Genomic DNA, 23,888 nt, shown 5'->3' on the forward strand with positions numbered 1-23,888 from the left:
CTTTGATATGCAAGGGTTTTTCTTTGGTGTAAGCCAGAGAAATTTTGGGGGTATAGCTCAGCTGGGAGAGCGCTTGCATGGCATGCAAGAGGTCATCGGTTCGATCCCGTTTACCTCCACCAAAGTTTGTTAACGGTTAGTTCCAAGGTTTTGACCCTATCGTCTAGAGGCCTAGGACATCACCCTTTCACGGTGAGTACCGGGGTTCGAATCCCCGTAGGGTCGCCAAGTTGTAGCGCTTGGCTTGTGTTGAAAAGATGCAAGCAAAAGCTGCCTGCCAGGAGTGGTAGTTCAGTTGGTTAGAATACCGGCCTGTCACGCCGGGGGTCGCGGGTTCGAGTCCCGTCCACTCCGCCAGTCATCAACCGCTGCAGTCGCAAGGCTGCAGCGGTTTTTTTTGCGCCTGCGTTCCTGGTTTGTGGCTGAAGACGGGGTGTGCAAGAATGTGTAACGGCATGGCCGCACTGAGGGTGGGGCACATCAAAGAGACACGGCGCCCATGACTCCCTCTCGGTGGCAGATCCATTCCCAACATACCGCCAGCTTCAGAAGTGTGGCTCCTGTGTTGTGGCTGCTGACCGGGGCTGCAGTTGCCGCCTGGGCGTATTTCTCGATGGCGACTCCCGAACGAGTGCGGCATTTCCTGGTACTTCACCAGGGGCTGGAAACGCTCTCTATTGTGGTGTCGGCACTGGTCTTTGCGGTGGGCTGGAAGGCGCACAGCATCAATCCTCAGCGGAACGTGTTCATCCTCGCCTGCGGGTTTTTGGGTGTGGCCCTGCTAGATTTTTCGCACATGCTGTCGTATGCCGGCATGCCCGATTACGTCACGGCCAATTCGGTGGCCAAGGGCATCAATTTCTGGCTGCCTGCGCGTTACCTGGTGGCTGTAAGCCTGCTGTGGGCGCTGGGGCTGCACTGGCATGCGCCTGGGGATTCGGCATCTGCGGGGCCGGGGCGATTTGCCGTGCTGGCGCTGGTCCTGGGCGTTGTCGCAGCGGTTCACGTGCTGGTTTTCTGGTACCCGCACTGGTATCCCGAAACCTACGGATCAACAGGCCTTACCCCGTTCAAGATTGCGGCTGAATATGGCGTGATTGCCTTGTATGCCGCGTCGCTGGCTCTCTTGTTGCGTCTGGCGAGAGAGCGTACATCGTTTGATGTGGCTCGCCTTTTCGCTGCGGTCTGGGTGATGGCCCTGAGCGAGTTCTTTTTCACTTTCTACGTTACCGCCACTGATCCTTTCAACCTGCTGGGCCATGTCTACAAGGTGGTGGGTTACTACTATCTGTACCGGGCCATTTTTGTGGGCACTATTGAGGCGCCATACCGCGCATTGAAGCAGTCCGACAAGGCCTTGCGTGCGGTGCTGGACGCGGTTCCCGATCTCATGTTCGAGGTGACGCGCGGTGGTCGTTATGTCGAGATCCATACGCGCCAGCCCGAGTTGCTGCTGTTGCCGGCCGAACAGGTTCTGGGTCGCACCATTCACGACATTCTTCCACCGCAGGCTGCTGCGGTGGCACAGCGTGCCATTGACGCGGCTGCCGAGCACGGGGTTGCCCGTGATTTCCAGTACACACTCGATCTGCCAGATGGCAAGCACTGGTTCGAACTCTCCGTGGCCCGCAAAGTGATGGATGAGGCGTCAGAGGCGCATTTTGTGGTGTTGTCCCGTGACATCACGCAGCGGGTGCAGACGCTCGATACTTTGCGCAAACTGCGCCATGCCGTAGAACAGGCTCCCAATTCGATCTTCATCGCTGGAGCCGACGGCAACATTGAATATGTGAATCCGGCTTTTTCCGTCACCACCGGATACAGCCTTGCCGAAGTTGTCGGGCGCAACCCGCGTCTGCTCAGCGCGGGGGGAACCCCGCTGTCTGTTTATGCCGACCTTTGGGCGCATCTGTCATCGGGGCGTGTCTGGCGCGGCGAGTTTCTCAACCGCCGCAAGGACGGTCGTGAGTACTATGAGTCGGCCATCATTTCGCCGCTGCACGATGAGCAAGGGCGTATCACGCACTACCTGGCCGTGCAAGAAGATGTGACCGAACGCAAGCGCGACGAAGAGCGTATCCGCAAGCTGGTCAACTTTGATGCGCTTACGGGCTTGCCCAACCGTACGATGTTTGCGTCGCGGTTCAGCCAGGCGCTTGCGCTGACCCAGCGCAGCGGACAGCATCTTGCATTGCTGTACTTGGATCTGGACCATTTCAAGAATGTCAATGACTCCCTGGGCCACCAGGTGGGCGATGAGTTGCTGGTGGAGATCGCACACCGGCTGCAGTTGGTGCTGCGCGAGGAGGATACCGTGTCGCGCCCTGGGGGAGACGAGTTCATCATCGTGCTGCCATTGGCGGATGCGCAGCATGCAGCCCATGTGGCCGAGAGCCTGCAGTCGGAGGTGCGTCGGGTCTGCAGGTTGGGCCACCATGAGCTGGTGGTGACGTCGTCCATCGGCATTGCTTTGTATCCAGAGGATGGCCGTGAGTTTGAAACCCTGGCACAGCGTGCTGATGCGGCGATGTTCCGTGCCAAGGAGACGGGGCGTGACACCTACCGGTTTTTCTCTGCCGATATGCAAGCCCATTCATTGCGGGTGTTGCAGATAGAAAATGCGTTGCGCAGTGCGGTGGTGCAAAACCAGTTGGCATTGCACTACCAGCCCCAGATCCGCTTGCGCGACCGCAGGCTCACTGGGGTCGAGGCACTGCTGCGCTGGACCCATCCGGAACTCGGCTTGATCAGCCCCGCAGAGTTCATCCCCGTGGCGGAAAGCAGTGGGCAGATTCTGGGCATTGGCGAATGGGTATTGCGCACTGCATTGGCACAGGCACGCGCGTGGTGCGAAGCGGGCCATACCGGGTTCACGGTGGCGGTCAATCTGTCGATGGTTCAGTTTCGCCATCCCGGTTTGGTCGAGATGGTGCAGCAGGCACTGGCTGACAGCGGGGTGTCGCCTCAGATGTTGGAGCTGGAGCTGACCGAGAGCATTGCCATGGACGCCCCCGAAAAGGTGATCGCCATTGTCCAGCAGCTGTTCGACCTGGGGGTGCAGCTGTCCATTGACGACTTTGGCACAGGCTACTCGTCGTTCAGCTACATCCAGCGCCTGCGGGTTCACAAGCTCAAGATTGACCAGTCCTTCGTGCGCCATCTTGGCGAGGATGGCAGCGCCCAACACATCGTGCGCGCCATCATCGGCTTGGCGCAGAGCCTCGACCTGGAGTCCATCGCCGAAGGGGTCGAGACGGCCACGCAGTGTGAAGCTTTGTTGTCTTTGGGTTGCAATACCGGCCAGGGGTATTACTTCAGTCGGCCGGTTCCGGCGGCGCAACTGGATGCCTGGATGACAGAGCGTCGCGTCACCCTGGTTTGAGAGCCTGCTTACGACCGTGCGAAACCGTGAACAGGCTGCTGATGACAGCCGTCTACCTTCCTGGCAATGACAACCTCCTCCTCAGGAGGTGCGAAAGGTAGAAGTTTGAAGAAAATGGCCTGTAGCACTTTATATGAAAGCATTGTTTGCTATATATTTAATAGCAAATAAGGTGTGACGCTGTCGGCACCACAGGCCATTGTTTCAGCGTGGTGCCAAGCGGATGGCTCCGTCGAGGCGAATCACTTCGCCATTGAGCATGTCGTTCTCAAAGATGTGCTGCACCAGCTTGGCATAGTCCTGCGGCGTGCCCAGGCGGCTGGGGAAGGGCACACCAGCGGCCAGCGCGTCCTGAACTTCTTGCGGCATGCCAAACAGCATCGGTGTGCCGAAGATGCCGGGGGCAATCGTCATATTGCGGATGCCGTTGCGCGCCAAGTCGCGGGCGATCGGCAGTGTCATGCCGACCACGCCGCCCTTGGATGCGGCATAGGCTGCCTGGCCAATTTGGCCGTCATAGGCCGCGACGCTGGCCGTCGAGATCAGCGCACCGCGCTCGCCGGTGGATTCGGGTTCGTTCTTGCTCATGGCTTCAGCGGCCAGGCGGATCATATTGAAGCTGCCGATCAGATTGACCGTGATGGTCTTGCTGAACAGCGCGAGGGCATGGGCGCCGTTCTTGCCCACTGTTTTTTCTGCGGGGGCAATGCCAGCGCAGTTGACCAGGCCCATGAGCTTGCCCAGCGAAACCGCCTTGGCCACTACCGCCTGGCCATCGGCCTCGTTGCTGACATCACATTTCACAAAGGCGCCGCCGATCTCCTTGGCCACGGCTTCGCCTTTTTCGGCCTGCATGTCGGCAATGACCACGGTGCCGCCCTGGGCCGCCAGCATGCGTGCCGTACCTTCACCCAGGCCCGATGCGCCGCCGGTGACGATGAATACCTTGCCCTTGATGTCCATGTGCTGTCTCCTGTAAGTGACGTTAACGTAAACGTCAATTATGGCGCATCGAGGCCGACTTTCTGCAGGCGAAAAAAAGCCCGGCCAGGCCGGGCTTGTCAGGAGCCGGGCGGGCTTACTGGAAGCCGACGCGGTCCAGCATCTGCTGCACCTTCGTGGTGTTGGCGCCCACTGCGCTGATAGGAATGGTCTCGCTCTTGAAAGGCTGTCCACCCGTCATGGCCTTGAGGGCAGGGTTGTCCAGGGTCACACCCTTTGCGGCAGGCCACTCGTTGTTGCCGTTGGCAAAGTAGTTCTGTGCTTCGGGGCTGGCCAGGTATTCCAGAAACTTGACCGCGTTGGCCTGGTTCTTGGAGTGCTTGGCCACAGCGCCGCCCGCGATGTTCAGGTGGGTGCCCCAGGATTCCTGGTTGGGGAACACCACGCCCACCTTGTTCACCACAGCCACATCTTCAGGCTTGGTAGAACGCATCATGCGGGCCAGGTAGTAGCTGTTGGTCACGGCGATATCGCATTCTCCAGCAGCCACTGCCTTGATCTGGTCCGTGTCGCCACCTTTGGGAGGGCGCGCCAGGTTGGCCACCAGGCCCTTGAGCCAGGCCTCGGCCTTCTGCTCGCCCATGTGCTCTGTCACGGCGCCAAAAAGGCTCAGGTTGTAGGGGTGCGAGCCGGAGCGGATGCACAGCTTGCCCTTGTTTTTGGGGTCGCCCAGCTCTTCGTAGGTATCGATGTCCGCCTTTTGCATCTTGACCTTGTTGTAGACGATCACGCGGGCGCGGGTGGAAAGGCCGAACCAGGCGATGCCGCCGTCAGCGGCTGGCTTGCTGCGCAGGTTGGCGGGGATGGCGTCGTTCAGCACCTTGGACTGGATGGGCTGGAAGAGACCGTCAACTTCACCCTTGTACAGACGTGCGGCGTCCACCAGCAGGATCACATCCGCGGGCGAGGCAGCGCCCTCGGCCTTCAGGCGCGCCAGGATGCCGGCGTCGTCGGCATCCACGCGGTTGATCTTGATGCCAGTGGCCTTGGTGAAGCCGCTGTACAGCGCTTCGTCGGTGGAGTAGTGGCGGGCCGAGTAGAGGTTGACGACTTGTTCCTGGGCATGGACAACGCCTGCAGCGGCGGCCAGGGCACAAGCACTCAGCAAGGCTTTCACGGTCTTCGACATGGATGCATCTTTCGGGGTTGTAACTCCGCCAATGATAAAGCAAACACGAATTATTCTTAATAAATGCCCGAGAGAGAGCGGGATTTGGTGCAAGCGTCTGATGCAGCGCAAAGGCGAGGCTGCCCGCCGGGGAGGACGGGGCGGGTATTTTCGACAAGGCCGCCACAACGGGGCCCCGCCGCCCGCCGAACCGGCCGCTGAAGCCGCGCAAAGCCAGTTCCAGTGCGCTGCGCGAAGGTCCAGGCAAAAAAAAGCCCGGTCATGAACCGGGCTTTAAAAGGATCCCTGAAACGGGGGTTTCGAGAGGATCCAAGGAGACAACTGGTGCACTGCGGAGGGAGTCCGCAGCGCGTGGTTGAATTATCAGGGTATTCCCTGAATGCGGCCTAGAGGTTGCACTCCAGACCGCAGGTACTGGACTTAGCGCTTGCGGGGAGCCGCAGTCTTGGCGGCGTTGGCAGCGGTATTGGCCACGGCGTTGAAGTTGGCTTCGGCTACATCAGACGCTTGCTTGACGGCCTTTTGAACGGATTCAAAAGCGTTGTTGGCAGCGGAGACGGCGCTCTTCATCACGGCCACAGCAGTTTCGGAGCCGGCAGGTGCGTTCTTGGCGGCGCTGTCGACCAAGTTGGTGAAGCTCTTCTGAGCATCAGCAGCTTGCGATTCAAAAGCCTTGCCGAATTCGGCGCCGGTGCCCGAAGCGATGTCATACAGGTGACGGCTGTAGGCGGCGGTCTTTTCAGCCAGGGGCTGGAACAGGCCGGCTTGCAGGGCCAGCAGTTCTTGTGCGTCCTTCACGCCCAGGACAGCCTGGGTGTGGGTAGCGGCTTCCGACAGAGCGGCGCGCGAAGCGGTCACGTTCAGTTCAACCAGCTTTTCCACGCCTTCGAAGGCCTTGGTGGTCAGACCAAACAGGGTTTCGATGTTGGCTTTGTGCGAGGCCAGGATTTGTTCAGCGGTCAGCGTCATGTCATATCTCCTAAAAATGAGGGCCTTGAAGGCCAGGTGGTTCACAGACATCTGCGCTGGCCCTGACTCGGTAAGTCATGTTGCAGTGCAGCATGGTTTGAATTTTAGGGGCTTCGTTCGCGATTGCAAGGGTTTTTTGTTGCGGTGCAGCAAATTAGGGACGGCCACCCAGAAATCCGCCCTTCGCCACAATCGCGTCATGCACGCCTATTACGCAGACCATTTTGTGCTGCCCTTGCCCGAAGGCCATCGGTTTCCCATGGCCAAGTACAGACTGCTGCGCGACCGGATTGCCCAACACCTGCCGGGTGTGTCGCTCCAGGTGGCCTTGCCCGCATCCGACCGCGAATTGGCGCTGGCCCATGCGCCCGACTACATCGATGCGATTGCCGACGGCACGCTGCCGCCCCTGGCCCAGCGCGAGATTGGGTTTCCCTGGAGCGAGGCCATGGCCGAGCGCGCGCGGCGCTCTGTGGGCGCTACCGTGGCCGCAAGCCGCGTGGCGCTGCACGAAGGGGTGGCGGGCAACCTCGCGGGGGGCACCCACCACGCCTATGCCGACAAGGGCAGCGGGTTTTGTGTGTTCAACGACGTGGCGGTGGCCGCCCGGTTGATGCAGGTGGAATGGGCGCGGGGAGACGGCGGGCGCACCGCCCGGCCGCTCCAGGTGGCGGTGATTGACCTGGATGTGCACCAGGGCAACGGCACGGCGCACATCTTCCGGGGAGACCACAGCGTGTTCACGCTGTCGCTGCACGGGGCCCGCAACTTTCCGTTCCGCAAGGAGCCCAGCGACCTCGATGTCGAGCTGCCCGATGGCTGCACGGACCCTGACTATCTACAGGCCCTGGAGCAGGCGCTCGATACCCTGGAGCAGCGGTTTGCGCCCCAGCTCATCTTCTATCTGGCAGGTGCCGACCCCCATGAAGGTGACCGCCTGGGGCGGCTGGCGGTGACGCACGACGGGCTGGAGGCGCGCGACCGGCGTGTGTTCGACTGGGCGTGGCAGCGGCGCATCCCCCTGGTTTTTGCCATGGCCGGGGGTTACGGCCGCAACCTGGACGACACGGTGTTGGCCCAGCTCAACACCTGGCGCGTGGCCTGGCAGTACCACCAGCGCTGGCAGAATGTGCGGCCATGACTTCTGCCGCCAGCACCACCCCAGCCGCTGCGTCCGCACCGGCCGCCCGCCCGTCCCCGCAGCCGCGCAGCGCCTACCAGGCCTTTCGCTCCATCACCACACGCTGGGCCGACAACGACGTGTATGGCCATGTGAACAACGTCGTGTACTACAGCTGGTTTGACACTGCGGTCAATGCCCACCTGATCGACCAGGGCGTGCTCGATATCCATGCGGGCGGCACCATTGGCCTGGTGATCGAAACCCAGTGTAATTACTTTGCCCCGCTGGCGTTTCCGCAAACGGTGGAGGCGGGCATCCGCGTGGCACGGCTGGGCGGCTCCAGCGTCAGGTATGAGGTGGGCCTGTTTGCCCAAGGCGAGCCACTGACCGCTGCCGCTGGCCATTTCATCCATGTGTATGTGGACCGTGAAACCCGCCGACCGGTGCCCGTGCCCGAGGCGCTGCGCACCGTGCTGCAAGCTCTGGTGGTGCTCGGCTGACCGCGTTCAAACTGGCTGGTATGGTTTTGATAGCGCGTAACGCAACACCGATAGGTGCTGGCGCACCACAGGGCACTCAACCAGGCCAGGCGCTGTGCGGCGGCTGAAACCTGGCTGACGCCGCTGGCCTTGCGCGGTGCCAGGGCTCCCGATGGCCTACACTTTGTGGCTTCGTTGCCCGGTCTGAGGCCTTGGGAACGTGTTCGCGATTTCTGAGGCTTGCCCTGTCCATGATCATCACCAGCCTGCTCGACACCGACCTGTACAAGTTCACCATGATGCAGGTCGTGCTGCACCAGTTTCCGGGGGCGCAGGTCGAATACAAATTCAAGTGCCGCAACCCCGGCGTGCAACTGGCACCGTTTGCCAACGAAATCCGCGACGAGATCCGGTCGCTGTGTTGCCTGCAGTTCCAGGATGCCGAACTGGCCTACCTGCGGTCCCTGCGTTTCATCAAGAGCGACTTCGTGGATTTTCTCGGGCTGTTCAAGCTCAACGAGAAATACATCACCGTCACGCCCCAGCACAACGGCGAGATCGAAATCTCCATCCGGGGGCCGTGGCTGCACACCATCCTGTTCGAGATCCCGGTGCTGGCCATTGTCAATGAGGTCTACTTTCGCAACACGCAGAAAGTGCCCGACTTCCTGGAAGGCCGCCGCCGCCTGGATGCCAAGATTGCGCTGCTGCAGGGTGACGGCCTGTCGGACCTCAAGATTGCCGACTACGGCACGCGCCGGCGTTTTAGCCGTGCCTGGCACGAAGAAGTGCTGCGCGTGCTGGTGGCCCGCCTGGGCACGGGCGACCGCCGTCCCGGCGCACCGGCAGGCCCCGGCCAGTTTGCGGGCACCAGCAATGTGCTTTACGCCATGAAGCTGGGCGTGACGCCCTTGGGCACCATGGCGCATGAATATCTGCAGGCCTGCCAGGCGCTGGGCCCGCGCCTGCGCGACAGCCAGGTCTTTGGCTTTGAAATGTGGGCCAAGGAGTACCGGGGGGACCTGGGCATTGCGCTGTCGGACGTCTACGGTATGAGCGCCTTCCTGCGCGACTTTGACCTTTACTTTTGCAAGCTGTTTGACGGCGCGCGGCATGACAGCGGCGACCCGTTCGCCTGGGGCGAGCGCCTTTTGGACCACTACCGCAAGAACCGCGTGGACCCGCTGACCAAGACGCTGATCTTCAGCGATGCGCTCACGGTGCCGCGCACCATCGAGCTGTACCAGCAGTTCCGGGGCCGCTGCCAGCTGGCGTTTGGAATTGGCACCAATCTCACCAATGACCTGGGCAGCCCGCCAGCGCACGAGCCGCTGCAGGTGGTCATCAAGATGACGCGCTGCAACGACCAGCCTGTGGCCAAGCTGTCGGACACGCCGGGCAAGGGCATGTGTGATGACGAGAAATACCTCGCCTACCTGCGGCAGGTGTTTGACATCCCTGTGACAGCGTAGCCGCGCTGGCGCTCGGAAGCGCCCACAGGTTCCGTGATGTTCCGTGAAGTGCCGCGATGTGCTGTGAAGTACGTCAAACCGCCGTGAGGCGACCCGATTTTTATAACTGGATGGAGACACAACCCATGAAACTCTCGCGCGGGCTGGCAGTGGCCGGTCTTTTGGCGGCACTGCCCGGCTGGGCCCTGGCCGCCGACATCGATGGCAGCACGCTGTCCGTCCTCTGGGGCGTTCCATTCGCGGGCATTCTGCTGTCGATTGCCCTCATGCCGCTCCTGGCGCCGATCTTCTGGCACCACCACTTTGGCAAGGTGGCGGCAGCCTGGGGGCTGGCGTTTCTGGTGCCGTTTGCCATCACATTCGGCCCCGGCATGGCGGGCGTGAGCCTGGTGCATGCCCTGGTGGCGGAGTACATCCCGTTTGTGATCCTGCTGACTGCGCTGTTCACGGTGGCGGGCGGGATTTTCATTCGCGGCAACCTGCACGGCAGCCCGGGGCTCAACACCACCATCCTGGCCATTGGCGCCGTGCTGGCCAGCTTCATGGGCACCACCGGGGCGTCCATGCTGCTGATCCGCCCCCTGATCCGCGCCAACGACAACCGCAAGCATGTGGCGCATGTGGTGGTGTTCTTCATCTTCATCGTGTCCAACGCCGGGGGCTCGCTCACGCCGCTGGGCGATCCGCCACTGTTCCTGGGCTTCCTGAAGGGCGTGGATTTCTTCTGGACGGTGAGCCACATCTTCCAGGAAACGCTTTTCCTCGTGGGTGCGCTGCTGGTCATCTTCTTTGTGTTCGATTCCTGGTACTACCGCCGCAGCGAAGAGGTGGTCACGGCCGACCCCACACCCGACAGCCGGGCCATCGGCTTTGATGGCAAGGTCAACTTTGCCCTGCTGGGCGTGGTGGTGGCGCTGGTGCTGGTCAGCGGCTTCTGGAAGTCGTCGGTGGTGTTCAACATCGCGGGCACCGACGTTGGCCTGCCTGGCATCGTGCGCGACGTCGGTTTGGTCATCGTCACCTTTGTATCCCTGTGGCTCACGCCCAAGAAGGTGCACGAAGACAACCAGTTCGGCTGGGGGCCGATGCAAGAGGTGGCCAAGCTGTTTGCGGGCATCTTTCTCACCATCATCCCGGTCATCGCCATGCTCAAGGCGGGCGTCAACGGCCCGTTTGGCGCCGTTGTGTCGGCCGTGACCCGCGCAGATGGTTCGCCCGACCCGGCCATGTATTTCTGGGCCACGGGTGCCCTGAGCTCGTTCCTGGACAACGCCCCCACCTACCTCGTGTTTTTCAACACTGCCGGTGGCGACCCAGCGGTGCTGATGACCACCCTGGCGCCCACACTGGCCGCCATCTCGGCGGGCGCGGTGTTCATGGGCGCCAACACCTACATCGGCAACGCGCCCAACCTCATGGTCAAGGCCATCGCCGAAGACCGGGGCGTGAAGATGCCCAGCTTCTTTGGCTACATGCTGTGGTCGGGGGGGCATCCTGGTGCCGCTGTTTGTCGTCATGACTTTCATCTGGTTTAGGTAGTGACCATCCCCTTGAGCGGCGCGCCGCGTCCCCCTTCTCTCATCGCTGCGCGATGGGAAGGGGGACGCCACCAGTGCGGCGGGGCTGCCCTTGCACGGTGGCCGCTGGTGCGGGCCGCGCCAGTTGCAAGGTAGGGCAGCCGTATCGATACATTGGAGACTGAAGATTCATGAGCAAACCCCGCATCCTGGTCGCGCGAGCGATCTTCCCCGACATCGTGGACCGCCTGCGCGCGCACTTCGACGTGGAGGACAACCCCGACGACGTGATCTGGACCCCAGCCGAGTTGGCCGCGCGCTTGGCGGACAAGGACGGAGTGCTGACCACCGGCAGCCAGCGCGTGGATGCCGCGTTACTGGCTGCGGCGCCGCGTCTCAAAATCTGCGCCAACATGGCCGTGGGCTACAACAACTTTGATGTGGACGCGATGACGGCGGCGGGCGTGTTGGGCACCAACACTCCCGACGTGCTGACCGAGACCACGGCCGACTTCGGCTTTGCGCTCTTGATGGCCACGGCGCGCCGCATGACCGAGAGCGAGCATTACCTGCGCGCTGGCAAGTGGACGAAGTGGAGCTACGACATGTTTGCGGGCAGCGACATCCACGGCAGCACGCTGGGCATCATCGGCATGGGTCGCATCGGGCAGGGCATTGCCAAGCGCGGCGCGCATGGCTTTGGCATGAAGGTGGTTTATCACAACCGCTCGCGCCTGTCGGCTGACCTGGAAGCCGAATGCAAGGCCACCTACGTGGGCAAGGAAGACTTGCTGCGCACGGCCGACCATGTGGTGCTGGTGGTGCCGTACAGCGCAGCCTCGCACCACACCATTGGCGCGGCCGAACTGGCGCTGATGAAGCCCACGGCCACCCTCATCAACATTGCGCGTGGCGGCATTGTGGACGACGCGGCTTTGGCCGTGGCGCTGCGCGAAGGCCGCATTGCCGCGGCGGGTCTGGATGTGTTTGAAGGCGAGCCCAGCGTGCACCCCGACCTGCTTACCGTGCCCAACGTGGTGCTCACGCCTCACATCGCCAGCGCCACGGTGCCCACGCGCCGCGCCATGGCCAACCTGGCGGCGGACAACCTGATTGCCTTTTTGGGCGGGCGTGCCCCCCTCACTCCGGTGAACCAGCCCGTGCCTGGCCTGCGGGCGCAGTAACGCCGGATTTATTAAGAGAAATTGGCCGCTAGCGCTTGATAGATAAGCGCTGGCAGCTATCGAAACCATAGTAATCCTTCCTTGACTACCGATACCCTCGTTCTGCTGGCCGCACTGGCCCTGGTGTTCATCGCGCTCGCGCTGCTGGCGCTGCGCCGCCCCCGCGTGGATTTGCCGCCCGAATGGCTGGCCCGCCTGCAGGCGCTGGAGCGCACTGCTCAGGCCACCCAACTGGCCGTGGCCAAGAACGATGGCGCGCTGGATGGCATGGGCCAGCAGCTGCGCGGCTTCACCCAAACCACGCAGACCACGCTGGAGGGGCTGCGCCACGCGGTCGATGAGCGTTTGACGCAGGCGGTGGCCGAATCGCGCAACGGCCGTGCCGAGCTGTTGGCCGCCTTTGGCGTGTTCGAGGCGCGGCTGGAGCAGCGCCTCACGGCCCTGGACGCAGCCACGCGCCTCACGCTCGATTCGCTCAAGAGCGACACCCAGTCGCAGCTGGGGGTGATGTCACAAGCGCTCAAAGACCAGCTCGAAGCCAACAGCTTTCAGATCAAGAACCAGTTTGCGGTGCTGCAAGACGCTGTGTCGCAGCAGCTCACCGGGCTGGTGCAGGGCAGCCAGCACAACGCCGAGCAACTGCGCACCGCGCTCAACGAGCGGCTGGCCGCCATCCAGGCCGACAACGCCACCAAGCTCGAGGAAATGCGCCGCACGGTGGACGAAAAGCTGCACGCCACGCTGGAGCAGCGCCTGGGCGAATCCTTCAAGCTGGTGAGCGACCGGCTGGAACAAGTGCACAAGGGCCTGGGCGAGATGCAGACCTTGGCCGGCAGTGTGGGCGACTTGAAGCGTGTGATGACCAACGTGAAGTCACGCGGTACCTGGGGCGAAATGCAGCTCGGCGCCATCATCGACAACGTGCTTACCCCCGAGCAGTTCGCGCGCAACGTCAAAACCGTGCCAGGCAGCGATGAGTTGGTGGAATTTGCCATCCGCCTGCCGGGCAAGAGCGACGAGCACCCCGTGTGGCTGCCCATCGACTCCAAGTACCCGGTGGAGCAATACCAGCGCCTGATGGATGCGCAGGACGCGGCCGACAAGGCGGCCATCTTGTCTGCGGGCAATGCGTTCGAGACCTCGATCAAGCTCGAAGCCAAGAAGATCTTCGCGAAGTACGTCTCGCCCCCGCACACCACCGACTTTGCCGTGCTGTACCTGCCCACCGAAGGCCTGTTTGCCGAGGTCATGCGCCGTCCGGGCCTGGTCGAGGCCGTGCAGAACGATTGCCGCGTGATGATCACCGGCCCGGCCAATCTGGCCGCCATGCTCAACAGCCTGCAGATGGGTTTCAAGACGCTGGCGATTGAAAAACGCTCGTCAGAAGTGTGGAGCCTTCTGGGCATGGTCAAGACCGAGTTCGCCAAGTTTGGCGACGTGGTCGAGGCCACCAAAAAATCCATCGACGCCGCCGCCAAGAAGTTTGACGAGGTGGGCGTGCGCACCCGCGCCATCCAGAAACGCCTGCGGGATGTGCAGGACCTGCCCGCGCCAGCGGCTACCACCGTGCCGTTGCCGGGGCTGGACCCGGAGGACGATCCGCTGTGAACTGGGCACTGGCCCGGCTGATTGCCGCGCAGATCTGTGTGCACGGCAGCATGGCTGGCATGCGGCTGGCCGCGCCCCTGCTCGCGCTGCGCGAGGGCTACAGTGTGGCGGCGGTGGGGTTTCTGGTGGCGCTGTTCGCGCTCACCCAGGTGTTTCTGGCCCTTCCTGCGGGCCGGTTTGCAGACCGCCACGGCCTCAAGCGTCCGATGGCTTATTCGGTGGCTGTGGCGTGCATGGGCGCAGGGCTGGCGGTGGTGTTTCCGACCTATGCGGTCTTGTGCGTTGCGGCCTTGATGACAGGGGCGGGCGCAGGGGGCGCCACCATTGCCGTGCAGCGCCACGCGGGCCGCGCCGTGCATGACGCCACCGAACTCAAGCAGGTGTTCAGCTGGCTGTCGATAGGCCCGGCGGTGTCCAACTTCATCGGCCCATTTGCGGCGGGGCTGGCCATCGACCATGCGGGTACCACCCCGGGCAGCCTGGAAGGCTACCGCGCGGCCTTTGCATTGCTGGCGTTGCTGCCCCTGGTCAGTTGGTGGTGTGTGCGCAGCACGCAGGATCTGCCCGCTGCGGCTGCAGCCTCCGCCAAAGATGGCCCGCCACAGCGCGCGTGGGATCTGCTGAACGACCCACCGTTTCGCCGCCTGCTCATCGTGAACTGGCTCATCTCGTCGTGCTGGGATGTGCATGCCTTTGCGGTGCCGCTGCTGGGGCATGAGCGCGGCTTGTCGGCGGCGGTCATTGGCACCATCTTCGGGGCGTTTGCGATTGCGGCCACCGTGATCCGCGTGCTCATGCCCTTTGTGGCCAAGCACTTGCGCGAGCGGGGCGTGATGGCCGGCGCCATGCTGGTGACGGCCGTGTTGTTTGCGGTGTACCCCATGCTGCAAAGCGCCTGGGCCATGGGGCTGTGCTCGGTGTTGCTAGGCCTGGTGCTGGGCACGGGGCAGCCCATGGTGATGAGCCTGCTGCACCAGATCACGCCCTCACATCGCCAGGGCGAAGCTCTGGGTCTGCGCCTCATGGCCATCAACGCATCCAGCGTGCTGATGCCCCTGATGTTCGGATCGGCCGGGGCGGTGATTGGCGTGAGCGGCCTGTTCTGGGGGGTGGGCGCCGCAGGCCTGGGCGGCGCCCGGCTGGCGTGGCGCATCGGGGGCGAGAAAAAACAGCCGGGGCAGGGGCCGCGCTGAGTGCCGCTTGCCGTGCGGAGCCAGTAGGCAAAGAAAGGCCTACAGCTGGTAGAACGACTTGATCAGCTCCCACGCTTCTTGCGGGTCGTCGGTGTAGTGAAAGAGCTTGAGGTCTTGGGCGGAGATCGTGCCTTCTTCCACCAGCACCTCGAAGTTGATCAGCCGCCTCCAGTAGTCGGTGCCAAACAGTACGATGGGCACGGGCTTGGCTTTCTTGGTCTGCACCAGCGTGAGCACCTCGAACAGTTCGTCCAGCGTGCCAAAACCCCCCGGGAAGGCCACCAATGCCTTGGCGCGCATCATGAAGTGCATCTTGCGCAGCGCGAAGTAGTGGAACTTGAAGGAGAGCGAGGGCGAGATGAAGCGATTGCCGCTTTGCTCGTGGGGCAGGGCGATGTTCAGGCCCACGTTCAGTGCACCGGCTTCGTGGGCACCCCGGTTGGCGGCCTCCATGATGCCGGGGCCGCCGCCCGTGCAGATGTAGATGCGGTCTGCGGGGCGCTGGTGCTCGCTGTATTCCGCCACCACCTTGGCGAACTGGCGGGCGAGGTCGTAGTAGCGGGCGTTGCGCACGGCCTGCTGGGCACGCTGCAGGCGCACCTCGTCGCCACTGGCCTCGGCCTCGGCCAACTGGGCTGCGGCCTCGTCGGGTGCCACAAACCGGGCGCTGCCGTAGACCACCACGGTGTTCTCGATGCCTTGCTCGGCCTGGCCCAGGTCGGGCTTGAGCATTTCCAGCTGAAAGCGGATGCCGCGTGTCTCGCGGCGGAACAGGAATTCCGGGTCGGCAAACGCGAGGCGATAAGCGTCTGCATGCAAGGGGTTGCCGTTGACTGCGTGGTTCTGCAGTTCCGCCCAGGCATCGGCCAGGCGGCGTTCGTTGAGTTGGGTATTGGCGTCCATAAGAGACTCTTCGTGTCGGTCTGTAGGGGGAAAAGGGGTGGGGCGAATGCTGCGGCCACCGGCTTGGGCAGCGTAATGCAATGGAGGATGAGGTGTAGAGAAAAATGGGCCCTTGGGCAAGTCTACAATGCGCGGGCTGCTATGAAATATGAAGCACTTTGTATGCCAAGCGCCGTCAGGCATAGCGACCCGAACAGGTGCAGTGCTGTAGTGCCCAGGGCCATGGCGTAGCGTTGCACCATCAACATTTCAACCACCTCGGCCGAGAAGCTGGAGAACGTGGTGAGTGCGCCCAGAAAACCCGTGACCAAGGCCAGCCGCCAGACGGGATCGATCTGGGGCAGGGCGTGAAAAACAGCCACACACACGCCGATGAGATAACCGCCCACCAGGTTGGCTGCCAGGGTTCCCCAGGGAATCAAGCCGCCCGGGCTGAGCCACAGGCCCAGGCGCCAGCGCGCCAGTGCGCCCACACAGGCGCCGATGCAGATGGCCAGAACATTGAGCATGGGGGGATTGTCACAGCAAATGAAGTCCCCCTGGGTCGCTTCGCGCCTTCCCCCAAAGCGCAAAACGGAGTGGCCCTGGTCTGGACCACACCCGTTTCGCATGCTGGCGGCTTAGCGCGCCGCCATCTGCTGCGGCAGCCAGGTGACGATGCCGGGGAAGATATAGAGCAGCGCCACGGCCGCGCACATCAGCAGGAACATGGGCAGGGCCGCCTTGGCGATCCAGGGCAGCTGGCGGCCGGTCATGCCTTGCAGCACGAACAGGTTGAAGCCCACGGGCGGTGTGATCTGCGCCATCTCGACCACCAGCACGATGAAGATGCCGAACCAGATGGGGTCGATGCCTGCCGCGTGTACCGTGGGCATGAGCACGCCCATGGTCAGCACCACCATGGAGATGCCGTCCAGGAAGCAGCCCAGGATGATGAAGAACACTGCGAGCGCCGCAATGAGCTGGGCCTTGTTGAGCCCCAGCGACGCAATCCATTCAGCCAGGTGGCGCGGCAGACCGATATAGCCCATGGACAGCGTGAGAAACGCGGCACCGGCCAGGATCAGCGCAATCATGCAGTACAGGCGCGTGGCGCCCATCAGCGATTCCTTGAAGGTGCTCCAGCTCATCGAGCCCTGCACGGCCGAGAGCACCAGTGAGCCGACCACACCCACGGCTGCGGCTTCGGTGGCTGTGGCAAAGCCGGTGTAGATGCTGCCCAGCACCGCCGCAATCAGCAGCACCACCGGAATCAGGCTGCGCGACTCGGCCAGCTTTTGCGCAAAGGTCAGGCGCACGTCGGCGGCGGGCACTTGGTCGGGGTGGCGCAGCGCCCACAGCATGATGTACCCCGAAAACAGCGCCGCCAGCAGAATGCCCGGCAGCACGCCCGCAATGAACAGCTGCGAGATGGACACTTCGGCCGATACGCCGTAGACGATCATGATGATCGACGGCGGGATCAAGAGGCCCAGCGTGCTGGCACCGGCCAGGGTGCCCACCACCATGTGCTCAGGGTAGCCCCGGCGTGTCAGTTCGGGCAGTGTCATCTTGCCAATGGTGGCGCAGGTGGCGGCACTCGACCCCGACACGGCCGCAAAAATCGTGCAGCCCACTACGTTGGTGTGCAGCAGGCGGCCCGGCAGGGCCTGCACCCAGGGGGCGAGGCCCTTGAACATGTCTTGCGACAGCCGCGTTCGGAACAGGATTTCCCCCATCCAGATGAACAGGGGCAGGGCGGTCAAGGTCCAGCTGGAGGCGCTGCCCCAGATCGTCACCGCCATCGCATCGCCCGCTGGGCGCGACGAGAACAGTTGCATGCCGATCCAGGCTACGCCCGAGAGGGTGAGGCCGATCCACACACCGCTGCCCAGAATCAGGAACAGCGACAGGACCAGCAGGCCGGTAATGGCGAGATCACTCATGGTAGGTGGACCTGGTTGTCTTATTCATTGCGCAAGGCTTCGCCGGGATGGGCTTCGGCGCGTTTGTTCATCACCTCCAGCACCAGCTCGTCGATGGAGGCGATGGCCAGAATCACCGTGCCCACGGCCATGGCGATCTGGGGAATCCACAGGGGGGTGGCATCGCTGCCGGTGGAGATGTCGTGGAACTCGTGCGATTGCCAGGCCAGCTTGCAGCTGTACACCGCAAACAGCACGGCCAGCAGCGTGGCAATGGCCAGGGCCCAGATCTCAAAGGCCTTCTTGGCGCCGCCCTTCAAAAAGTTGAGCAGCAGCGTGACGCGGATGTGTTCGCCGCGCTTCAAGGTGTGGGCCAGCGCCAGAAAACCCGCAGCCGCCATCAGGTAGCCCGCATAGGCATCGGTGCCCGGCACGTGGAAGTGGAACTGCCGGCTGGCGATGGACAGCAGCACCATGCCCAGCAGGCCGACCATGAAAAGCGCCGCCAGGGCGGCGGCGCTGTCGTACAGAAAGTCCAGCAGACGACGCATTGCGCAGGTGCCCTGGCTTACTTGCGGTAGGCGTCGATGAGCGCCTTGCCTTCAGGACCGGCCTTGTCCAGCCATTCCTTGAGCATGGTGTCGCCCACCTTCGCCATGTCGGCCTTGAGTGCGGCGGGCGGCGCTTCTACCGCCATGCCATTGGCCTTGAGCTTGGCGATGGTGTCGGTGTTGACCTTGGCGCTGGCGGCCCAACCGCGTGCTTCGGCGTCGGCACCGGCCTTGAGGAGGGCGTCCTGGCTGGGCTTGTCCAGCGCGTCAAAGGCCTTCTTGTTCACCAGCACGGCGTTCTTGGGCAGCCAGGCCTGGGTGTCGTAGTAGAACTTGAGGTGCTCGTACAGCTTGCTGTCCACACCGGTGGCGCCCGAGGTCATCGTCGATTCGACCACACCCGTGGCGAGGGCCTGCGAGAACTCTGCGGCCTGCACTGTCACAGGCTGTGCGCCCACCAGTTCGGCAATGCGGGCGGTGGCGGGGCTGTAGGCGCGCCACTTGATGCCCTTGAGGTCGGCGGCCGAGGCCAGGGGCTTCTTGGTGTAGATGCCTTGGGGAGGCCAGGCCACGGCATAGAGCAGCACCATGCCTTGTTCGGCCAGCTTCTTTTCAAGGAAAGGCTTTTGCGCGGCGTAGAGCTTCTTGGAGGCGTCGTAGCTGTCGGCCAGGAACGGCAGGCCGTCCACGCCAAACAGTTGCCATTCGTTCTGGAAGTTGGCCAGCAGGATCTCACCCATCTGCGCCTGGCCGCCTTGCACCGCGCGCTTGATTTCGGGGGCCTTGAACAGTGCGGCGTTGGCATGCACCGTGATCTTGAGCTTGCCCCCCGTGGCCTTGTCTACATCGCCGGCCAGCTGCACCATGTTCTCGGTGTGGAAGTTGGTGGCTGGGTAGGCGGCTGCCAGATCCCACTTGGTCTGGGCGAATGCCGAGGTGGCAGACAGGCCCGCCGCCAGGGTCAGGGCAAGTGCGGTCACGGGGAAGATTCGACGCTTCATGGATATTGCTCCGCAGGGTTGGATGTAACAAATCACTGTATCGGAAGCCGATCCGATTGCGATAGGTGTTTTGCCTAAACGCTGACAAATTGCCAACAAATTACCATCGACTTGCCTACAATGCCCCATGCATATCCCGTGCCAATGACAGAACCCACAGGCCCGAACCCGCCATGAAATCTGACGCCAAGCCCAAGGCCAAAACCGACTCCGGCCCCATCGTGTCTTCGGCGCATCTGGTGTCGGCACAGAGCGCAGAGATGAGCGAGTTCGAGTTCGGTCTCATCGTGGCGGGCAATGCCTTCCACCGCTGGGTGGTGCACTGCATGGCGGCGGCGGGGCTCAAGGACCTGACGCCGCTCGACGTGGTGGTGCTGCACCATGTCACGCACCGCGCGCGCGACAAACGCCTGGCCGACATCTGCTTCATCATGAATGTGGAAGACACGCACCTGGTGAACTACGCACTGAAAAAGCTGCAGAACCTGGGCGTCGTGGCCTCGCAAAAGAACGGCAAGGAAGTCACCTACGCCGCCACCGATGTGGGCCGTGCCTACGTGCAGCGCTACCGTGAGATCCGCGAGAGCTGCCTGATCGACGCCCTGAAAGCCGACGACGCGCTGAACCGCGACATCGGAGAGCTGGCCCGGTTGCTGCGTGTGCTCTCAGGCATGTACGACCAGGCGGCGCGCTCGGCGGCATCCCTTTGATCGGCGCAGAATTCTGAATAAAACCATGCTCTAGCGCTTATCTGATAAGCGCTGGTAGCTATCAAAAAGATAGTTATTCATGTCCCACCAAGTTTCACCCATGTCCCGCTGGCAGTTCTGGATCGACCGGGGCGGCACCTTCACCGACGTGGTGGGCAAGCGGCCGGACGGCACGCTGGTCACGCACAAGCTGCTGTCAGAGAACCCCGAGCAGTACAAGGACGCGGCTGTCGCAGGCATCCGCCACCTGCTCGGTTTGAAGCCCGGTGAACCCGTGACGCCCGAGCTGGTGGAGTGCGTGAAGATGGGCACCACCGTGGCCACCAACGCGCTCTTGGAGCGCAAGGGCGAGCCCACGCTGCTCATCACCACCAAGGGCTTCAAGGACGCGCTACGCATCGCCTACCAGAACCGCCCGCGTCTGTTCGACCGCCACATCGTGCTGCCCGAGCTGCTGTACGAGCGCGTGATCGAGGCCCAGGAACGCATGGGCGCACATGGTGACGTCATCGAAGCGCTGGACGAAGCCCACCTGAAGGAACGTCTGTGGGCCGCCTACGACGCGGGCCTGCGCAGCGCGGCCATCGTGTTCATGCACGGCTACCGCTACACCGCACACGAAGAAGCCGCCGCCCGCATTGCGCGCGAAGCGGGCTTCACACAGGTGAGTGCATCCCACGCCACCAGCCCCATGATGAAGCTGGTGAGCCGGGGTGACACCACGGTGGTGGATGCCTACCTGTCGCCCATCCTGCGCCGCTATGTGGACCAGGTGGCGAGCGAAATGCCAGGCGTGAAGCTGTTCTTCATGCAGTCGTCGGGCGGCCTCACGGATGCGCAGGTGTTCCAGGGCAAGGACGCGATCCTCTCAGGCCCCGCAGGCGGCATCGTTGGCATGGCGCGCACCGCAGGCCTGGCGGGCCACGACAAGGTCATCGGCTTTGACATGGGCGGCACCAGCACCGACGTGAGCCACTACGCGGGCGAGTTCGAGCGCGAGTTCGAGACCCAGGTGGCGGGCGTGCGCATGCGTGCGCCGATGATGAGCATCCACACCGTCGCGGCTGGTGGCGGCTCTATCTTGGGTTTTGACGGCGCACGCTTCCGCGTCGGCCCCGAAAGCGCGGGCGCGAACCCCGGCCCTGCCAGTTACCGCCGGGGCGGCCCGCTGGCCGTGACCGATGCGAACGTGATGGTGGGCAAGATCCAGCCCGCGCACTTCCCCAAGGTGTTTGGCCACGCAGCCAACGAGGCGCTCGATCGCGATGTAGTGGGGCAGAAGTTTGCGCAGCTGGCGGTGCAAAGCGGCCGCTCGCAAGAAGACGTGGCCCATGGCTTCATCCAGATCGCCGTGCAGCAGATGGCCAACGCGATCAAGAAGATCAGCGTAGCGCGTGGGTATGACGTGACGCGCTACACGCTGCAATGCTTTGGGGGCGCGGGCGGCCAGCATGCGTGTTTGGTGGCCGATGCTTTAGGCATGACACGCGTGTTTGTGCACCCGCTGGCGGGCGTGCTCAGTGCTTACGGCATGGGCCTGGCGGACCAGAACGTGATCCGCGAACAGGCGGTGGAAACCAAGCTCGCGCCCGAAGCGCTCGCAGGCATCGAAGCCACGCTGGACCAACTCGCCACCACCGCGCGCACCGAGCTGGAGCGCCAGCAGGTGGGCGCGGGCACTGCGGTGGTGCACCGCCGCGTGCATGTGCGCTACGAGGGCAGCGACTCGGCACTCATCGTGCCGTTTGGGTCGCTGGCCGAAATCACCGCCGCGTTCGAGAACGCCTACCGCCAGCGTTTTGCCTTTCTCATGCAGGGCAAGGGCTTGGTGGTGGAGGCCGTGTCCGTCGAGGCCGTGGTGTCCGGCGATGCACCCGTGGAGCCGCGCCACGCGCTGCAGCCCGCGCGCGAAGTGCCGCGCCGCAGCACCGTGCGCATGTACACCGGCGGGGTGGATGGCGTTGCAGCATGGCACGACGCCGCCCTGGTGGTGCGCGAGGACCTGCGCCCCGGCGATGTGATTCCCGGCCCGGCCATCATTGCCGAGAAGAACGCCACCACCATCGTGGAGCCCGGCTGGGAGGCCGCGCTGACCGACCTGGACCACCTGCTGCTCAACCGCCGCGTGGCCCGTGCCGTGCAACACGCCGTGGGCACCACGGTGGACCCGGTGCTGCTCGAAGTGTTCAACAACCTGTTCATGAACATCGCCGAGCAGATGGGGCTGCAGCTGCAGAACACGGCCTACTCGGTGAACATCAAGGAGCGGCTGGACTTCAGCTGTGCGCTGTTCGACACCGCAGGCAACCTGATTGCCAATGCGCCGCACATGCCGGTGCACCTGGGTTCGATGGGCGAGAGCATTAAAACCGTGATCCGTGAGAACCAAGGCAAGATGCAGTCCGGCGATGTGTTCGTGCTCAACGACCCGTACCACGGCGGCACGCACCTGCCGGACATCACGGTCATCACGCCGGTCTACATCGCCGATGAGGCCACGCCCACGTTTTACGTCGGCAGCCGGGGCCACCACGCCGATGTGGGCGGCACCACGCCGGGCTCCATGCCACCGTTCTCCACGCGCATCGAGGAAGAGGGCGTGCAGATCAACAACGTGAAGCTGGTGGAGCGCGGCGTGCTGCGCGAAGCCGAGATGATTGCGCTGCTGGAGAGCGGCGAATACCCCAGCCGCAACCCTCAGCAGAACATGGCCGACCTCCGGGCTCAGATAGCCGCCAACGAAAAGGGCCAGCAGGAGCTGCGCCGCATGGTGGCCGAGTTTGGCCTCGATGTCGTGTTGGCCTACATGCGCCACGTGCAGGACAACGCCGAAGAGTCCGTGCGCCGCGTCATCACACGGCTCAAGGACGGTGCGTTCACGCTGCCTCTGGACAACGGCGCACAGATCAGCGTGGCGGTGAAAGTGAATGCAGCGAGTCGCAGCGCCACCATCGATTTCACCGGCACCAGCGCGCAGCAGACGAACAATTTCAACGCGCCTACGGCGGTGTGCATGGCGGCGGTGCTGTATGTGTTCCGCACGCTGGTGGATGACGACATTCCTCTCAATGCGGGGTGCCTGAAGCCGCTCAACGTGATCATCCCGCCGGGCAGCATGCTCAACCCCAACCCGCCAGCGTCGGTGGTGGCGGGCAATGTGGAAACGTCCACGTGCATCACCAATGCGCTGTATGGCGCCTTGGGTCTGATGGCGGCGGGGCAGTGCACCATGAACAACTTCACCTTTGGCAGCACGCGCTACCAGTATTACGAGACCATCTCGGGGGGCAGCGGCGCGGGCGGCGTGTGGGATGCCAACGGGCAGCTCACTGGCGGCTTTGCAGGCACCAGCGTCGTGCAATGCCACATGACCAACTCGCGCCTCACGGACCCCGAGGTGCTGGAGTTCCGCTTTCCGGTGCGGCTGGAGGGCTACGAGATCCGCAAGGGCTCGGGCGGCGCCGGGCAGTGGAAGGGTGGTGATGGCGGCATCCGCCGTGTGCGCTTTCTGGAGCCGATGACGGCCAGCATCTTGTCCAACGGCCGCCACCATGGCGCGTTTGGCATGGCGGGCGGCCGGCCGGGCGCTGTGGGTATCAACAAGGTGGTGCGCAGCGATGGCCGCGTGGAGTTGCTGGACCACATCGGCCAGGCCGAAATGCTGCCGGGCGACGTGTTTGAAATCCACACGCCGGGCGGCGGCGGTTTTGGATCTTCAGACCAAAAGTAGGAATCAAAATGGTTGCTTGCGCTCGTCCATC

General features: G+C 63.3%; 17 protein-coding genes, 3 tRNA genes and 1 pseudogene. 13 read left to right on the plus strand and 8 right to left on the minus strand.

The window, feature by feature from the left end:
• Positions 1 to 46: 46 nt before the first annotated feature.
• The 4 genes from NFX52_RS04290 to NFX52_RS04305 all read left to right on the plus strand — a co-directional run bounded on the left by NFX52_RS04290 (position 47) and on the right by NFX52_RS04305 (position 3,382).
• A tRNA-Ala gene (locus NFX52_RS04290) sits at positions 47 to 122 on the plus strand.
• A 30-nt stretch (positions 123 to 152) separates the two neighbouring features.
• Positions 153 to 228, plus strand: a tRNA-Glu gene (locus NFX52_RS04295).
• A 52-nt stretch (positions 229 to 280) separates the two neighbouring features.
• Positions 281 to 357, plus strand: a tRNA-Asp gene (locus tag NFX52_RS04300).
• Between the two features lie 142 nt (positions 358 to 499).
• Positions 500 to 3,382: a bifunctional diguanylate cyclase/phosphodiesterase gene (locus tag NFX52_RS04305; RefSeq protein WP_055402570.1), complete on the plus strand. Its 2,883-nt coding sequence runs from the start codon at positions 500 to 502 to the stop codon at positions 3,380 to 3,382.
• 204 nt (positions 3,383 to 3,586) lie between these two features.
• On the opposite strand, the gene NFX52_RS04310 is transcribed toward NFX52_RS04305, so the two are convergent.
• The 3 genes from NFX52_RS04310 to NFX52_RS04320 all read right to left on the minus strand — a co-directional run bounded on the left by NFX52_RS04310 (position 3,587) and on the right by NFX52_RS04320 (position 6,482).
• Positions 3,587 to 4,345 (minus strand): 3-hydroxyacyl-CoA dehydrogenase, encoded by a 759-nt coding sequence (locus NFX52_RS04310; RefSeq protein WP_055402569.1) that lies wholly within the window; start codon positions 4,343 to 4,345, stop codon positions 3,587 to 3,589.
• A gap of 115 nt (positions 4,346 to 4,460) precedes the next feature.
• Positions 4,461 to 5,513, minus strand: coding sequence for an extracellular solute-binding protein (locus NFX52_RS04315; protein ID WP_055402566.1), 1,053 nt, complete (start codon positions 5,511 to 5,513; stop codon positions 4,461 to 4,463).
• A 420-nt stretch (positions 5,514 to 5,933) separates the two neighbouring features.
• Entirely contained in the window at positions 5,934 to 6,482 is a 549-nt protein-coding gene (locus tag NFX52_RS04320) for a phasin family protein (RefSeq protein WP_055402564.1), read from the minus strand.
• A gap of 199 nt (positions 6,483 to 6,681) precedes the next feature.
• Between NFX52_RS04320 and NFX52_RS04325 the strand changes: the two genes are divergently transcribed.
• From NFX52_RS04325 to NFX52_RS04355, 7 genes and pseudogenes are all read left to right on the plus strand, one after another.
• Positions 6,682 to 7,623 carry a histone deacetylase family protein gene (locus NFX52_RS04325; protein WP_055402562.1) on the plus strand — a complete coding sequence of 314 codons (942 nt, stop codon included), beginning with the start codon at positions 6,682 to 6,684 and terminating at the stop codon, positions 7,621 to 7,623.
• Positions 7,620 to 8,105 carry an acyl-CoA thioesterase gene (locus NFX52_RS04330; RefSeq protein ID WP_055402561.1) on the plus strand — a complete coding sequence of 162 codons (486 nt, stop codon included), beginning with the start codon at positions 7,620 to 7,622 and terminating at the stop codon, positions 8,103 to 8,105. The genes NFX52_RS04325 and NFX52_RS04330 overlap by 4 nt, the downstream gene beginning before the upstream one ends.
• A 230-nt stretch (positions 8,106 to 8,335) precedes the next feature.
• Positions 8,336 to 9,556: a nicotinate phosphoribosyltransferase gene (gene pncB, locus NFX52_RS04335; RefSeq protein WP_055402558.1), complete on the plus strand. Its 1,221-nt coding sequence runs from the start codon at positions 8,336 to 8,338 to the stop codon at positions 9,554 to 9,556.
• Positions 9,557 to 9,681: 125 nt separating this feature from the next.
• Positions 9,682 to 11,095 (plus strand): annotated as a pseudogene (locus tag NFX52_RS04340) (sodium:proton antiporter).
• Between the two features lie 169 nt (positions 11,096 to 11,264).
• Positions 11,265 to 12,257 carry a 2-hydroxyacid dehydrogenase gene (locus NFX52_RS04345; protein WP_055402555.1) on the plus strand — a complete coding sequence of 331 codons (993 nt, stop codon included), beginning with the start codon at positions 11,265 to 11,267 and terminating at the stop codon, positions 12,255 to 12,257.
• Positions 12,258 to 12,338: 81 nt separating this feature from the next.
• Positions 12,339 to 13,865, plus strand: coding sequence for a DNA recombination protein RmuC (locus NFX52_RS04350; protein WP_055402553.1), 1,527 nt, complete (start codon positions 12,339 to 12,341; stop codon positions 13,863 to 13,865).
• A complete protein-coding gene (locus NFX52_RS04355; RefSeq protein WP_055402551.1) occupies positions 13,862 to 15,058 on the plus strand; it encodes an MFS transporter in 1,197 nt (398 codons plus the stop codon). The genes NFX52_RS04350 and NFX52_RS04355 overlap by 4 nt, the downstream gene beginning before the upstream one ends.
• A gap of 39 nt (positions 15,059 to 15,097) precedes the next feature.
• On the opposite strand, the gene NFX52_RS04360 is transcribed toward NFX52_RS04355, so the two are convergent.
• From NFX52_RS04360 to NFX52_RS04380, 5 genes are all read right to left on the minus strand, one after another.
• The gene (locus NFX52_RS04360; RefSeq protein WP_055402549.1) at positions 15,098 to 15,961 is read right to left on the minus strand and encodes an LOG family protein; all 864 of its coding nucleotides are present in this window, start codon (positions 15,959 to 15,961) and stop codon (positions 15,098 to 15,100) included.
• Between the two features lie 122 nt (positions 15,962 to 16,083).
• On the minus strand, positions 16,084 to 16,470 hold the full coding sequence (gene crcB, locus NFX52_RS04365; protein ID WP_055402547.1) for a fluoride efflux transporter CrcB: 387 nt from the start codon (positions 16,468 to 16,470) through the stop codon (positions 16,084 to 16,086).
• 111 nt (positions 16,471 to 16,581) lie between these two features.
• Positions 16,582 to 17,886: a TRAP transporter large permease gene (locus NFX52_RS04370; protein WP_252635488.1), complete on the minus strand. Its 1,305-nt coding sequence runs from the start codon at positions 17,884 to 17,886 to the stop codon at positions 16,582 to 16,584.
• Between the two features lie 20 nt (positions 17,887 to 17,906).
• Positions 17,907 to 18,416 (minus strand): TRAP transporter small permease, encoded by a 510-nt coding sequence (locus tag NFX52_RS04375; RefSeq protein WP_252635489.1) that lies wholly within the window; start codon positions 18,414 to 18,416, stop codon positions 17,907 to 17,909.
• 17 nt (positions 18,417 to 18,433) lie between these two features.
• Positions 18,434 to 19,417, minus strand: coding sequence for a TRAP transporter substrate-binding protein (locus tag NFX52_RS04380; RefSeq protein WP_055402541.1), 984 nt, complete (start codon positions 19,415 to 19,417; stop codon positions 18,434 to 18,436).
• Between the two features lie 173 nt (positions 19,418 to 19,590).
• Between NFX52_RS04380 and NFX52_RS04385 the strand changes: the two genes are divergently transcribed.
• Both NFX52_RS04385 and NFX52_RS04390 read left to right on the plus strand, forming a co-directional pair.
• Entirely contained in the window at positions 19,591 to 20,127 is a 537-nt protein-coding gene (locus tag NFX52_RS04385; protein ID WP_055402539.1) for a winged helix DNA-binding protein, read from the plus strand.
• 79 nt (positions 20,128 to 20,206) lie between these two features.
• The gene (locus NFX52_RS04390) at positions 20,207 to 23,857 is read left to right on the plus strand and encodes a hydantoinase B/oxoprolinase family protein (RefSeq protein WP_207401855.1); all 3,651 of its coding nucleotides are present in this window, start codon (positions 20,207 to 20,209) and stop codon (positions 23,855 to 23,857) included.
• Positions 23,858 to 23,888: the final 31 nt, after the last annotated feature.

This window comes from Acidovorax facilis, from assembly GCF_023913775.1.
GTDB classification, from domain to species: Bacteria; Pseudomonadota; Gammaproteobacteria; order Burkholderiales; family Burkholderiaceae_C; genus Acidovorax; species Acidovorax facilis.